This is a genomic window from Vibrio sp. 2134-1 (assembly GCF_033339495.1).
Genome location: NZ_JAWOUS010000014.1, coordinates 63,006 through 77,294, shown reverse-complemented (window position 1 = coordinate 77,294; position 14,289 = coordinate 63,006). Strand labels below are relative to the sequence as shown.

The 14,289-nt window shown below is 45.2% G+C and carries 16 protein-coding genes; 10 read left to right on the top strand and 6 right to left on the bottom strand.

The genetic code is table 11. The annotated features are described in order from the left end of the window. Positions 1 to 66: 66 nt before the first annotated feature. The 10 genes from vscN (at position 67) to R7R78_RS15955 (ending at position 8,629) form a co-directional block, all read left to right on the top strand. Positions 67 to 1,389 (top strand): SctN family type III secretion system ATPase VscN, encoded by a 1,323-nt coding sequence (vscN, locus tag R7R78_RS16000; RefSeq protein WP_213894451.1) that lies wholly within the window; start codon positions 67 to 69, stop codon positions 1,387 to 1,389. Beyond that, positions 1,386 to 1,847: a type III secretion protein gene (locus R7R78_RS15995; protein ID WP_005377236.1), complete on the top strand. Its 462-nt coding sequence runs from the start codon at positions 1,386 to 1,388 to the stop codon at positions 1,845 to 1,847. Before vscN ends, R7R78_RS15995 begins: the two co-directional genes overlap by 4 nt. Before the next feature lie 9 nt (positions 1,848 to 1,856). Beyond that, positions 1,857 to 3,068, top strand: a complete 1,212-nt coding sequence (locus R7R78_RS15990; protein WP_225474007.1) for a type III secretion system needle length determinant — start codon at positions 1,857 to 1,859, stop codon at positions 3,066 to 3,068. Then, positions 3,065 to 4,033 (top strand): SctQ family type III secretion system cytoplasmic ring protein VscQ, encoded by a 969-nt coding sequence (gene vscQ / locus R7R78_RS15985; RefSeq protein WP_017634547.1) that lies wholly within the window; start codon positions 3,065 to 3,067, stop codon positions 4,031 to 4,033. Before R7R78_RS15990 ends, vscQ begins: the two co-directional genes overlap by 4 nt. Then, positions 4,030 to 4,680: a SctR family type III secretion system export apparatus subunit VscR gene (gene vscR / locus R7R78_RS15980; protein WP_005377232.1), complete on the top strand. Its 651-nt coding sequence runs from the start codon at positions 4,030 to 4,032 to the stop codon at positions 4,678 to 4,680. Before vscQ ends, vscR begins: the two co-directional genes overlap by 4 nt. 13 nt (positions 4,681 to 4,693) lie before the next feature. Continuing rightward, complete coding sequence (gene vscS, locus R7R78_RS15975) at positions 4,694 to 4,960, top strand: SctS family type III secretion system export apparatus subunit VscS (protein ID WP_005377227.1); 267 nt, start codon at positions 4,694 to 4,696, stop codon at positions 4,958 to 4,960. Next, on the top strand, positions 4,957 to 5,742 hold the full coding sequence (gene sctT / locus R7R78_RS15970) for a type III secretion system export apparatus subunit SctT (protein WP_137282056.1): 786 nt from the start codon (positions 4,957 to 4,959) through the stop codon (positions 5,740 to 5,742). Before vscS ends, sctT begins: the two co-directional genes overlap by 4 nt. A gap of 15 nt (positions 5,743 to 5,757) precedes the next feature. Continuing rightward, positions 5,758 to 6,807 carry a SctU family type III secretion system export apparatus subunit VscU gene (vscU, locus tag R7R78_RS15965; RefSeq protein ID WP_005387129.1) on the top strand — a complete coding sequence of 350 codons (1,050 nt, stop codon included), beginning with the start codon at positions 5,758 to 5,760 and terminating at the stop codon, positions 6,805 to 6,807. 102 nt (positions 6,808 to 6,909) lie between these two features. After that, complete coding sequence (locus R7R78_RS15960) at positions 6,910 to 7,620, top strand: helix-turn-helix domain-containing protein (RefSeq protein ID WP_054575033.1); 711 nt, start codon at positions 6,910 to 6,912, stop codon at positions 7,618 to 7,620. Between the two features lie 106 nt (positions 7,621 to 7,726). Further along, positions 7,727 to 8,629 (top strand): DMT family transporter, encoded by a 903-nt coding sequence (locus R7R78_RS15955; RefSeq protein WP_373924898.1) that lies wholly within the window; start codon positions 7,727 to 7,729, stop codon positions 8,627 to 8,629. 89 nt (positions 8,630 to 8,718) lie between these two features. On the opposite strand, the gene R7R78_RS15950 is transcribed toward R7R78_RS15955, so the two are convergent. From R7R78_RS15950 to R7R78_RS15925, 6 genes are all read right to left on the bottom strand, one after another. Beyond that, on the bottom strand, positions 8,719 to 10,197 hold the full coding sequence (locus R7R78_RS15950) for a hypothetical protein (RefSeq protein ID WP_005387135.1): 1,479 nt from the start codon (positions 10,195 to 10,197) through the stop codon (positions 8,719 to 8,721). 9 nt (positions 10,198 to 10,206) lie between these two features. Continuing rightward, complete coding sequence (locus R7R78_RS15945) at positions 10,207 to 10,665, bottom strand: CesT family type III secretion system chaperone (RefSeq protein ID WP_137282057.1); 459 nt, start codon at positions 10,663 to 10,665, stop codon at positions 10,207 to 10,209. A 230-nt stretch (positions 10,666 to 10,895) separates the two neighbouring features. Further along, entirely contained in the window at positions 10,896 to 11,873 is a 978-nt protein-coding gene (gene vopR, locus R7R78_RS15940; protein WP_017821338.1) for a type III secretion system effector VopR, read from the bottom strand. A 10-nt stretch (positions 11,874 to 11,883) separates the two neighbouring features. Further along, positions 11,884 to 12,330 (bottom strand): type III secretion system chaperone, encoded by a 447-nt coding sequence (locus R7R78_RS15935; RefSeq protein ID WP_054576980.1) that lies wholly within the window; start codon positions 12,328 to 12,330, stop codon positions 11,884 to 11,886. A 255-nt stretch (positions 12,331 to 12,585) separates the two neighbouring features. Continuing rightward, the gene (locus R7R78_RS15930; protein WP_104979260.1) at positions 12,586 to 13,749 is read right to left on the bottom strand and encodes a VopS family T3SS effector adenosine monophosphate-protein transferase; all 1,164 of its coding nucleotides are present in this window, start codon (positions 13,747 to 13,749) and stop codon (positions 12,586 to 12,588) included. Between the two features lie 3 nt (positions 13,750 to 13,752). Continuing rightward, the gene (locus R7R78_RS15925; RefSeq protein ID WP_005377206.1) at positions 13,753 to 14,184 is read right to left on the bottom strand and encodes a type III secretion system chaperone; all 432 of its coding nucleotides are present in this window, start codon (positions 14,182 to 14,184) and stop codon (positions 13,753 to 13,755) included. Positions 14,185 to 14,289: the final 105 nt, after the last annotated feature.

The following is a 14,289-nucleotide window of genomic DNA, read 5'->3' as shown; positions in this document are numbered from 1 at the left end:
ATTCACTATAAATTGATTCTTATACTTTCTATCCTCTCAGCATCAATCATTGCGCATATTTTTACCTTGAACGATTTCTCATACATCACTGATATCCAACAATCTGCGATTAAACACACGCGTTTGATCCAAATTCGCGGGCGCGTGACACAAGTCACCGGCACCATTATCAAAGCTGTCGTCCCTGGCGTTCGTGTAGGTGAACTGTGTGAGTTGCGTAATCCCGATCAAACTCTGTCTTTGTTAGCGGAAGTGGTTGGCTTCCAGCAGCATCACGCTCTGCTCACCCCGTTAGGAAATATGTTTGGGATTTCCTCAAATACAGAAGTAAGCCCAATGGGTAAAATGCACGAAGTGGGTGTTGGCGACCACCTGTTAGGTACAACGCTTGACGGGCTTGGACGTCCTTTCGATGGTACGCAAAGTCAGGAACCAAGCGCTTGGTATCCTGTTTATCGCGATGCGCCACCACCAATGCAACGTAAACTGATTGAAAAGCCAATCTCTCTTGGCGTTCGATCCATTGATGGACTACTGACCTGTGGTGAAGGTCAGCGCATGGGTATTTTTGCAGCGGCTGGCGGGGGTAAAAGTACCCTACTGGCAAAACTGATTCGCTCCGCAGAAGTTGACGTGACCGTTCTCGCCTTAATTGGTGAACGCGGACGCGAAGTACGCGAGTTTATTGAGCATGACCTAGGCGAAGAAGGAATGGCCAAATCGGTTTTAGTGGTCGCTACCTCTGATCGCCCAGCAATGGAGCGCGCCAAAGCCGCTTTTGTTGCCACTTCTATCGCAGAATATTTTCGTGACCAAGGTAAACGCGTGCTACTGCTGATGGATTCTGTAACGCGTTTCGCCCGCGCACAGAGGGAGATTGGACTAGCCGCAGGCGAGCCACCAACACGACGTGGCTATCCGCCTTCCGTTTTTGCCGCTTTGCCAAAGCTGATGGAACGAGCTGGACAATCAGACAAAGGATCAATTACAGCACTGTACACCGTGTTGGTGGAAGGTGACGACATGACAGAGCCTGTCGCGGATGAAACTCGCTCAATTCTAGACGGGCACATCATTCTCTCGCGTAAACTTGCGGCAATGAACCATTACCCTGCGATTGATGTACTTCGGTCAGCAAGCCGAGTGATGAATCAAATCGTTGAATCCGATCATCAGGCGTCTGCTGCTCATATTCGCGAAATGTTAGCTAAGTATGAAGAAGTTGAACTGCTAATCAAAATTGGCGAATACCAACATGGCGCAGATAGCCGAGCGGATATGGCCATTGCACAAAGTGATGATATAAACGCCTTTTTACGCCAAGGCACGCATGAACCAAGCGATCTTGATGGCGCTATCGCTCAACTTAAAGGGATGGCGAAACAATGATAGAACGCTTATTAGAAATCAAAAAAATTCGCGCTGACCGTGCGGATAAAGCCGTCAAGCGTCAAGAATACCGAGTGTCAAACGCCGCAGCACAGGTTCAAAAGGCCGAACGTTCTGTCGCGGACTATCACGTTTGGCGCCAGGAAGAAGAAGAGCGACGTTTTGCTAAAGCAAAACAACAAACGCTCGTTCTTAAAGAGCTGGAAACATTAAGACAAGAAATCGCGTTGTTAAGAGAGAGAGAAGCCGAACTTAAACAACGTGTGGCCGAGTCAAAAAAAGCGCTTGAAATCGAACGCTCGGCACTTAAAGAAAAGCAAAAAGAGGCGCGACAAGCCCATAAAACCAAAGAAAAATTCGTTCAGTTGCAGCAACAAGAAGTCGCGGAAAAATCGCGAGAAAGGCAATACCAAGAAGAACTCGAACAGGAAGAGTTTCGCACTGTCGACATTATCTAAAGGTTCACTATGCGCATTACCCCAACAACTGAAACATCGAATACGCTGCACAAATCAACGCCGGAACAAGTGCCTCTCGAGAAGGAGGCCGAGCTTCAATCACAATTCGAGCATGCAATGACGAAGAAGCCTAGCAAGGGAAAGGAGTCTATCGTTGCGAATCCCCAAAAAAATCATACTGGCGAAGAAGACATACCGCTAAGGCATAAGACATCTCAAGGTCTAGATAAGAAACTTAACCTATCGAACCAAGAAGCCAACGCTGACAAAAACACCTCCACTTTAAAAGGTAAAAGTGACGTCGTCACTAAGAGAGATATAGAGAAACCGCAAGACGACGCAGCAAATAGCGAAGAAATAATTAGCGAAAACAATAAATTGCTTAAAAATGATGGAAAAAGCGATGGCGACACAGTTCTAAGCTCCCCTTCTACCGAGCGTGTTGATCCTCACTTTCAAGCTCAAGCTCATTTGAAAGATGATAAACCGACGCCGATGGATAAACATACCTCGCCGGATTGTCTCTCTACGCTTGAATCTGGCTTGCTTCCCCAAAGTGCGACAGAGACAGAGCTCGCTCAATATGGGATTAACATTGTTGGCTTAACGAAAAAGCAAACTGAAAAAACGCACAATAAGCGTGCAACTCCGTCGCTACAGAATACAGGCAAACGACCAGACCAAACTGGTGGCCTGCCTGAAACCAAGCCTCTTGAAAAAATCGTGACGAAAAGCGCACTAGTCGCCGTTAAAACGGATGAAGAAAAAGTGCCTTCTCAACCCTTTGCAAGTGCGGTAACACAAGGCGATGTCATCCTAAAAAGTGTTGCTTCGCAGGCTCAACCAAGCCCAACGCGAGACGTAAACCAATTACTCCAGCAATTGGTGGACAAAATCTATGTTGCTCTGCCAACCGCATCGGACAACAAAGAGGTTCGGCTGTTTCTAAGTGAAGGGCAATTAAAAGGTGGTGAAATCCACATAAAGTTGGACGCTCAAGGGTATAGCGTGACGATTCGACAAGAGCATGCCCTTTCCATTATTAGCCAGCAAGCTAGACAAGATCTTGCTGAACGGCTAAACCGATTCGGCGGTGAGCAGCCACTTCGCTTAGCGATCAGCGAACAAACTCAACAGCTCGATCAACAACAACATGAACAACAACACTCACGCCAACAACGCAGCGTGTATGAAGAATGGCAAGCGGAGAATGACCTATGACGCCGTTAATAATCCCCAAAGTGGATGCAGAAAGTATCGCGCTCAGCAATCAACTTTGTGCAAAACAGTGCCACTTCCAAGGGACTGATGGTCAGAGCGTATCGATTACTGTTGCTCAAATCCCTTCATTTGAAGGGTTCCGTTTAACCACGTTGATTGGAGGGCAAACCCTACAAGTAGACTTTTCTCGTGCGCAGCTCCAACATTGGCTGAAATCGACCTTAAATGCTACTGCGTTTGAGTCCCTGCCTAACTCCCTCCAGTTAGCACTTTTGAGCTCACAGATAGAACCGCATAGTGAGGCAATCAAAGCGCTATTTGGTCAGTTACCCATTCTTAGTCAACTACAGCCGTTAGAGGCGAGCCAGGCCCAAGAGCATACTTTAATGTTAACCCTCAATAAGCCTAACGGCTCTCTTTGTTTGTGGGTTAGCGAAGGATCAGACGTGTTGTTGGATGCGCTACCAAACAGCGCTGCTCTACAAGCTCGACACCTCGCTTTACCTGTGTGGTTAAGTCTTGGAAGGACCCATTTGACGTTAAGCGAATTTAATTCGCTCGAGCTGGGAGATGTCATCTTTTTTGACGATGGTTACATCGCCAAGCAACAAGCCATTTTTCAAGTATCTAACCAGAATCTCTGGCGCTGCCAACTGGATGACCAAACTCTTCACATTATGGAAAAAGAAACCAATATGAATGACGTAAACACTTCAGAAATGTTAACCGACCACCAGCAACTGCCTGTGGAACTCACGTTTGATATCGGCCATCAAACCATCACGCTAGAGCAGCTTAACCAGCTTCAGCCAGGGTACGTATTCGAGCTAAACCAGCCTGTATCTAAGCCGGTAACATTGCGTGCCAACGGCAAAATCATTGGTGAGTGTGAACTGGTTAATGTTAACGAACATTTAGGCGTGCGCGTACTGGAGCTGTTCGGTGGCACGCAGGAGCCAGCATGATCCAGTTACCCGACGAGCTCAATCTCATTGTCAGCTTAGCACTGCTGGCACTGATCCCATTTATCGCCATGATGGCGACGTCGTTTGTGAAACTCGCCGTTGTATTCTCACTGTTGCGTAACGCTCTCGGTGTACAGCAAATTCCGCCGAATATGGCGCTTTACGGATTGGCTATTATTTTGTCAATTTTCATCATGGCTCCCGTCGGGTTTGAAACCTACGACTACGTAAAGCAGCATGATATCTCCCTTGAAGATTCTGCAAGTGTAGAAGGCCTCATTGAAAGCGGTTTACAGCCTTATCGAGAATTTTTGAAAAAGCATATTCGGGAAACCGAAGCCATATTCTTCACTGATGCTGCACGCACATTGTGGCCACAGAAGTACGTAGACCGTTTAGAGTCGGACAGCTTATTGCTCTTACTGCCCGCATTTACCGTCAGCGAGCTTACTCGCGCTTTTGAAATTGGCTTTCTGTTGTACTTACCGTTCATCGCTATTGACCTAATTGTGTCGAATATCCTACTCGCGATGGGGATGATGATGGTATCGCCAATGACGATTTCCCTCCCCTTCAAATTGTTGCTTTTTGTCTTGCTTGACGGCTGGACAAAGCTCACCCACGGCTTAGTGTTGAGTTACGGTTAATCACGGAGAAAGTATGCATTCTGCTGAAATCATTCATTTCACGACTCAAGCATTAACCCTAGTGTTGTACTTGTCATTACCGCCGATTTTAGTCGCAGCATTGGTTGGTACATTGGTGTCGCTTATTCAGGCGTTAACTCAGGTCCAAGAACAAACGTTAGGCTTTGTGGTCAAGCTTATCGCGGTCATTATTACGCTGTTCGTCACAACGCAATGGCTAGGGGCAGAGCTCCACGCCTTCGCCTCGCTTGCCATGGATAAAATTCCTCAAATACGATGAGTTATCACGACTTACACCAGGCTTTATTTTTGTACAGCCTGACGTTACCTCGGTTAATGGCATGCTTCATCTTTTTGCCTATTTTGAGCAAGCAAATGCTAGGCGGCACCATGGTGAGAAATGGTGTGCTTTGCTCACTCGCGCTGTTTATATTTCCGATGATTAATCAGCAAAGCTTGCCCGCAGAAACCGACGGCATTTGGCTGATAGTGATTTTGGGTAAGGAGGTATTAATTGGGCTATTGATCGGGTTTGTTGCTGCTATCCCCTTTTGGGCGATAGAAGCGGCCGGTTTTCTGGTCGACAACCAACGTGGTGCTGCCATGGCAAGTATGTTTAATCCAACGCTAGGCTCACAATCCACACCAACAGCGGTATTGCTGACCCAAACGTTGATTACCCTGTTCTTCTCTGGCGGGGGCTTTGTCACTTTTATCTATGCGTTATTCAAAAGCTATACATCTTGGCCGATCGTGGACTTTTTCCCAACCGTTAGCGACGCATGGGTGAGCTTCTTCTACGCGCAATTTGAACAGCTTATGTGGCTTGGTGTGTTGATGTCCGCTCCATTAGTGTTGGCAATGTTTCTTGCTGAGTTTGGTCTAGCGCTTATCAGTCGTTTTGCACCGCAATTGAATGTTTTTTTCCTTGCCATGCCAATAAAAAGTGCCATCGCGAGTGTTTTACTGATCGTGTATCTCGGAATAATGATGGATCACTTTGAAGTACAGTTTTACGGCATTACCCGATTCGCAGAACAACTCAATACCATTTGGCAATAACGCTTAGGATTCTTTATGAGTGCAGAAAAAACAGAGCAACCCACCGCAAAAAAGTTACGCGATGCTCGGCAGAAAGGTCAGGTTGCCAAAAGCCAAGAAATCGTATCGTCTGCATTAATTTTGGCGCTCATAATTGTACTGTTTGCGTTCGCCGATTATTACATGTCGCACATCTCAGCGCTTATTCTCCTACCAAGTAAGCTTGCTTATCAGGGTTTCCAAGATGCGCTAGTCGATGTCGCTATCGCCATCGCAAAAGAAATTGCCTATCTACTCGCTCCGATTATTCTGGTTGCTGCACTCGTCGCCATCTTTTCCAATATGGGGCAGTTCGGATTCCTATTTAGTGGTGAATCCGTTAAACCCGACATCAAAAAGATCAATCCCGTCGAAGGGGCCAAACGCATTTTTTCCCTTAAGAGTGTGATTGAGTTTATCAAGTCGATCCTTAAAGTCTCTCTTCTTTCCTGCATTATCTGGGTGACATTACGCGGTAACATCAACGCTTTAATGCAAATTCCAACTTGTGGGCTAGAATGTGTCCCGACCATTACTGGCGTCATGATTAAACAATTAATGATTATCTCTTCGGTAGGCTTCATCGTCATCGCTGCCGCAGATTTTGCGTACCAGAAATTTGATCACACGAAAAAGCTCAAAATGAGCAAGGACGAAGTGAAACGCGAATACAAAGAGATGGAAGGCAGTCCAGAAATAAAAAGCAAACGTCGTCAGTTGCACCAAGAGCTACAAGCCTCCAATCAACGCGAAAACGTTAAACGTTCTAATGTATTAGTTACAAACCCAACACATATCGCGGTTGGCCTTTATTACAAGAAAGGCGAAACGCCCCTGCCCGTCATCACTTTGATGGAAACCGATGCGGTAGCCAAACGTATGGTCGCAATCGCTAAAGAGGAAGGCGTGCCTGTGATGCAAAAAGTCCCTCTTGCTCGTGCACTATACGCCGACGGTAACGTCGACCAGTACATCCCAAGCGATCTTATTGAGGCAACTGCGGAAGTGCTTCGTTGGTTGGCTTCGTTAGAGTCCGAGGCGGACTAACAAACCACATCCTATTCAAGATCTGGGCTTACAACTGCCCAGCTTTCAACCTCGATACTTTCAACGCTATAATGCGGTATCCTTTAACTGTATGTTGTTTTTATGAAATCTAGCTTAAGCATTCGCTCCTACACGAAACGTATGAGCCGACATACTCATAGTGATTATCATCAACTCGTGCTTCCTCTCCAGGGCAACATACAGATTGATATGGATAGTTATGTCGGAAAGGTGGCGGTTGGCGACTGCATAGTCATCCCCAAAAGTTGTGCTCACGGTTTTAATGCCGAAGAGTCATCACGCTTTATTGTTGCGGATATGACCACTTTGCCCACTCATTTGATGGATAGTAGTGTGGCTGTGTTTTCGATTAGCCCGCCTCTACTGAGCTTTATCCAGTTTGTCGAAAAGCAACTTGAGTATCAGGTTAATGATGAAATTGAAAACTCAATGGTTGCAACCTTCTATCTGTTGCTGGAGCAGCAAAAGCGGTCTCGCTCCGTGGATTCGCGTATTCGAGATGTACAGGTTGTGATCGCCGAGCAGCTTGATCAGCCACTCACCATTGCCTCATTAGCGAATGCCGCTTGCTTGAGTCCGACGCAGTTTAAAAAGCTTTTTAAAGAGCAGCTAAAAGTGAGCGTCCATAAGTACATTACACTACAACGTATGGAAAAAGCCAAAGCACTACTGACTCATACAGACCTTCCAGTTCAGTTGATAGCTGAACGAGTTGGCTATAGTGACCTTTCCGCGTTTAGTCGACGGTTTTCAATGCATTTTGGTATGTCTCCTAGAGAGTTTTCCCGATAGTCACTAAAATAGTCTTCTGGAACAAGTATTCCGTCTTTTCAGCACAAAAATCTCTATCGCTTTCTTTTATTCTTTCTACCCTAAAACAGCCATTCACTAGGTAGAAATTACAGTGTTAAAAAAACATTTCACCGACTATCAATTAGGAACTTTATCCATACTTTTTGCTTCAACCCTGTGGGGAACGACGGGCACCGCTGCCAGCTTGGCACCGGATGTCAGTGCTCTCGCCATTGGCGCATTTTCTATGGGTATTGGTGGATTTATGCAAGCATGTCTGTCTGCGAAGTCACTGAAGAGAGATTTTCGAAAAGTCGTACATAAGAAGAAAACGTTACTGGTTAGTATTATCGCCTTAGCCACCTACCCACTGGCTTTTTATTCATCAATGCGATTCGCCGGTGTGGCTATTGGTACGGTTGTTTCTATCTCCACTGCACCTTTCTTTTCTGCTTTGTTAGAGTGTCTCTTTAGCCGAAATCAGACCATAACCAAGCGCTGGATGATGAGTTTCGCAATCGGGGTCATTGGCATTACCTTGTTGCTGGCTTCTGAGTCATCCGCAAATAGCTTATTTGATCAGGATATGAAGCATTGGGGTGTATTACTTGGCCTATTGGCAGGTCTGACGTACGCCATTTACTCATGGGGAGTAAAGGCTATGATTGACCACGGCATTGAATCGCAAACGGCCATGGGAAGTGTTTTTGGTATTGGTGGAGTTTTGCTTCTACCAACACTTTTCATCACGGGCGATAATCTATTTGCATCATCAACTAATACGACGGTCATGCTCTACATGGCCTTGATTCCAATGGGGTTAGGTTACGTCGCTTTTGGGTTTGGGCTACGGTTTGTTACAGCCAGTGGAGCTAGCATACTCACGCTATTTGAACCTGTTATCGCAGCAGCACTAGCAGTTGCGATTGTTGGGGAAGAAATTTCTTTCATTGGTTGGGTTGGTATAGCGTTGACACTTGTGTGTTTGTTTCTTCAGTCGAAAAGTTAAATTCAATGGACATGAGCCAGCCCCAAAAAGGAACGCTGACGGTAGATAAAGTAAGGAGCAGCACCTACTCCCTACTTTACCATTTGAAATTACACCCAGCCTTCTGCCAAGTACATCAATCGCAATTGACTTGGTGAGCCTAATTTTTCTAGCGCATCTAACTGGACGTCACTCAGGTTTGGGCATTTATCAAGATAAACTCGTCCGTTTGCTGCATCTAGGGGGAGCTTGTAGGTGAGCTTTTCGTTGATTTTACTTGCTTCCCCTTTATCAATCGCTCGAACAGCTGGCATGAGCCAATCCCAATCTTCTCCTAACAGTTTTTTAAACGCCCCGTTAGCAATAGACTCGGTTTTACTTGGTGCATCCTCTGGGCTTAGCTTCAAGATAGAGTCTACGTCAGGAACTAAGTGCTCACTTGGCTCTGAACCCAACATCTTTTTCAGTGTTAATCGAGCGGCTTCCATCTCTTGTGCTTCTTTAGGCGCTTGAGGAGAAGTCATTGCAGTATTCTCCTTAGGGCCAAGGTACGCCATTAATGCGCGGACAGAAGCCGGATCTTGCATACTGAAGGTAAAGTCTCCTTTTGCATTGGAAACTTCAAGTCTAGGTAAAACACCAGACATTTCGCCTTGCATAAGTTGCTCTTTTACTTCCGTATTTAACCCGTATGCCCCAGCTTGGTTCGCCACAAAGCCACCGCCGCTCATGATAGCAGTCGTTGCCGCAGAACCGATTGCCTCTTTTGCTATCGGTGTGACGCCCACCGTTGCTACAGAGCTAACACCGAACGTGCCCAGGCTCCCCGTCGCCATACCTAACGTAGCTCCAATGCCACCTTCAGCCGACAGTATCGCATGACCTTGAGCCAAGGTTTGCTGCATCGGCATAGAAAGACGTTGATCTCGCCCTGGCAGCTGTGAAATTTGTTCTAACTGATGATGGTAAGCCTCAGCATCACCATTTACGGCCGCTTTGTGCAGCTCTCGACCTGTAGAAATCAATAAGCCAACGCCAGGTAATGCCAAGTTAATAACGGCGTTCACACCAGAACCTTTTAGCTTTTCTTTGCCCATCTGTAACAGTTCAGCAGCGAAGCCATCCATTTTTCCTGGATACTGGGCTTCTAAACTCACCTGCATACGCGGATCTTTGCTGATCGCATCAAACGTATTTTTAAGCTGCTGGTACGTATCGCTGCTCACTTTTATTTCATCCAATAGGCTGACAACTTCTAAGATTTTACGCTCAGTAAGTGGCTCACCGCGATAGCCTGAAGGACTCACTAGGGAGTAAGCCAACAGCGCAACCTCAGGTTTTTCTTGCTTAAGTAGCGCCTGCTTTAAATCAAGGTGAGTTTTGATGTTTTCTTGGAAAAACTTAGTGTATTTGCTTCTCAATACGCCTTCGTGAATAGAAGCAAACTTATGACCTTTGTGGAATGTGGAAGGTTCTTTTACTTCACCTCTTTTACTGATCACTCGGTCATCTTTTTGCGCAGCAACTGCACGAAACTGTTCTAGATCAGGTACTGGGCTTTGGCTGATTTTTTGTGTTGTATTAACCATTTTTCTCTCCTACACACGAAGTGATTGAACATGAGCTTGTTCATGATTAGAGGTGGTTGGAATCGCTTGATCCAACATTGCGAAACGCGCTTGCCACAGCTCGGCCTGTTCAATAACTTCGTGAAACCAAGCGGTAAGGTTCGTCGTATTTAGATGCTCAACGGGTTTACGTCCTGCTAAGACAAGCTGTCGACCGTTTGGAGCCAAAGCAAGTGCAAGGCTGCCACTACCAATTCCTTGATAGTTAGCATGAGCAAGAAGCTCTAAACCTTTTCGTCGTTGTTCACCGGATTTTTCTAACCCTCCGAACGTTACAGACAACATCAAATCATCCGTATCTGTCGCGATGAAATACAACATGTAGCGATCATCGACCAGTAGCTGACAACGTTCATTTTCTTCAAAATTCAGTTCGGGCAACTCATTGAGTTGGCAAAACTCCAAGAGCAGTTGTTGAATCGTGTTCATAACTTTTTCCTTTTGTTTCAATAACTCTATTGAACAACGATTGCAGATTGAACGATGTCGGTAATGGCTTTATTTTTGTCACTTTTTCGCCTGCATTGTGAGGTTTTCCGCAGAAATCTCGCTCTAAAAACGAGTTTCCAGAGTAATAAAAAAGAGCAGCTCAGGGCTGCTCTTTCAATAAAGGTTAGATGCTTAGCATGGTGTATTTGCTCACTTCTTTTGCAGATTGACTAACCCAGTTTATGGCTATCAAAAATGACTTCTGTTGGCGGGAACATATTCGAAACAGGTGGTCGTTGTGCATCTCCAAACATTGGTGCACCGAATGCAGATGTCGCCCACGGGTCAACAATTTTCACATCCTTACTCCACGTTGATGGATCTTTTATGTCGCTCCCCTCTTGTCGGCCAACCAGTACATAAAGGTGTGTACCTGAATGACCCTTTTTAAACGCAACCACTTCTACTTTGGGTTCACTTTCAGGTGTTCCTGACATGCCTTGAATCATCTCAGCGGCGGCAGCAAAGGCAAATGTAGTACAGCAGCCGGCTTTCGCGGTTTGTACTGCCTTAGCAATGTTCTGTAGAGTGCTTAATTGCGGTGCGGTTCCTCTTTGTGCTGCAGCTTGAACTCCGTTTGCGGACATCGTCGCTCTGTGATCTTGCATGATTCGCGCTTGATCCGCGTGAAGCTCTTTTAGTCGTGGCTTTCCTTTTGTTTCATAAAACTGTGACCCCTTAACACCGAACGTATTTAAGTCCGTACAGGCAAAATCACCAAGCTTTTGAAGGTTGGCTTTATGTTCGTTGATAAGTGCGACACTCGATGAGGCTTTATTGGTTTTGGAAGAAGAGGCTGCCGTTTGTGCAGTGGGCCAATTTGAGCTAGGACCAGACGACAATCTCTCAAGATTTTTCAGGCTCCCAAGCGTTAACTTGTTTTCACCGTTCAACACATTTTTCAGCATGAGCTTCGCAACATCTTTAGGAATACCCTGCTTAGTAAGCAGGTTCACTACAATATCTTTCGCTTTATTCTGGTGGCTAATACGCGCGCTGATACTTTTATTTTTTGGTGCACCCTCTTTAACAAAAATATCTTTGCCGTTGTGTGCTCGAACCTCTTTGTCGTCAGCTTGATTTTGTGTCGCCAAATGTGACGTTAACTGACTCAACGAGTGCATTTGCGATGTATTAATATTGACCATGTGTGATGCCTTAAACTTGAATAAATGCGTGTACGTCTGTTTGGCTAAAATCTACAACCGTGTTGTTTTGAAATAACTGTACCCAAGTATCAACTAATTCATTCAACTGAATGATTAAGTTAGCAATGTTGGTGAGTTCACTTCCAGCCGCGATAGCAACTTGAAGAACAACGTCTTTGCGTGTTGGATTCACACAAAACTGCACACCACCTGTTTCTCGATACAAGAAGTTGTATTCAAGTAAAACTTGAAGTTTATCTAGCGTAATATCATCTTGTTCTATAAGCAGGTTTTTGGAAATCAATAACTCGCCTTTTTCCTCTACGAGCAGAACATCGACACTGTTGTTTTCAGCAAAATGCAGTGACCACATTTGATCGTCATACGCTGTCACGCGCTCAAGGTTCAGCACTTCTCCTAGCTCAGAGAGAAGCATATTAATCTTTCCTGTATCCATGTTGTGTCCTGTCTAATTTATTATAACTAAGTGACATCGATATATTTGTTTCAGCGAAGCCACTTGGGTATAACGGCTCATTTAAATAAGCGAATAAGGATAAAAGAGATTTTATGGCGAGATAGAAACCGACACTTTATTTCAACGTCTCATTTTTATTGCTATTAGCCGTTTTATTGAGAAGAAAAATCAAGGTTAAGCTGGAAAATAAAAGAGCGGCAATCGCCGCTCCAAAAATTAAATAGAAGTAAAAAATCACTTAATACCGTGAAGGCTATTTTCTGCATCCATAGCTAAAGGATTGAACGAGTCGTTACGAAGTTCTGCTATCGCGTATAGCATGCGCCCCATGCGACCATTTCCATCGGTAAAGCCATGGTACCCGATAACTCCGGCGAACAAATGTTTACCTAAGTCTTTATCTTCTACAGGGTTCTCTTTCAAAAAGCCTTCAATGTGCTGCTTTAACATGCCCTCACCGCCAATACTTGAAGGCAAAGTACCACCCGAAATATTTGGCCCTCGGTAATCACGCTCAACATTAGGCACCAATCGAGCGTGTAGCTCTTTTAGGTTTTCCATATTCAATAAATCTTTACCATTAGACGCGTATTCTTTCAGTAAAGACGTAATATTTTCGGCATCGTTTCCTTTAGAGTTAGAAGCATTAATGATCCACGCCGCAGCTCTTTCAACATTATTGGTTACGCCACTTTTGTTAAACGCGTCCTCTGCCAGTCCTTCAGCGTATACACCTTGGCTTAGATCGGTGCTTGCTAGACCTTCGATATGACGTTGCGCCGATTTAAGATGCATCACCTCCATATCAAACACCGCTTGCATTTGATTAATGCTACCTGCAGGGTTTTTCTTCGCTGCAGATACACCACCGCCGTAGTCTTTTACTACACGTCCAGCAAGCGACTTCGCTGCACTTTCGCCAATCAGTGATGTGAGGTTTTTACCAGAATCGGTTTCTAACATTGCCTCTGTCATCGCTCGCTCTGCTAACTGGTTTAGCTCAGCAGAGTTCGACTGAACTGATTTACTGTCTAACTTCGCAAAGGCATTTAAGACATCTGATGCGGTTTTTATGCTTCCATCTTTGAAGAACATTTGTCCATGCTCAACAGAAGAAGCAGCTTGTAAACGCTGAGCTTGTCCTTGCTCATTATCAAATACGGCTTTTGTAAGGGCTTTCGCTACCGATTGTGGGCTACCTTCGCGAAACAGTTTTCCTGTCGCTTCAAAAAATCGCGCTACTGCACCATTCGTAGGATTGGCGCGAGTAAATTCTTGGGTCGCTGCGTTGATTTGGTATTCTTTGCCACCAATACTCAGCTTACCTTCGTTAAGTATCTCGTTACGAGCTTGCGGCATGGCGGCCTGCAACGCGCTAACACTTCCAAAACTGATCATGTTTTAAACCCTTAATGTGGAAAAATGAGTGGTATTCGTTTCCGGTACTTCGGTTGTTTTATTGGTTACTTCTTGTGTATTCGCACTTTTTAACCACTCGATGAAATTCGCAAATGACTCATCGAAAAAAGATGCAGTTAGCAGTTGCTGAGGCAGGTGTATGAAACCGATATATCCGGTCTCTTCCTCCCAGCATACCGCTGGAGAGCCTTGCGTTAAGGCATCTTTCATATGTTGATGCAAAATATCAGCACTCGGTTTATTACCTGAAATCAGCCCGATAAGCGTCACACGATCTTCTTGTGCACGAATTGTGATTGCTGTGTTTTGCTCAACGAGTAGATGGCAACAATCATCCTCATCAAAAACCAACGGCTCCAATTGGCAGCGGCTGGCAAAATCTGTCAGTAAAGAAGTTATAAATCCATTAGCCATTCGACTAAATAATCCTATTTTTGTTGTTTTAGAGGCGCTGCTTGGTTGCAACACTTATCAACTAAGCAGCTTTCTTAGGTGTATTCTTAAGGATTTATGGCAGTG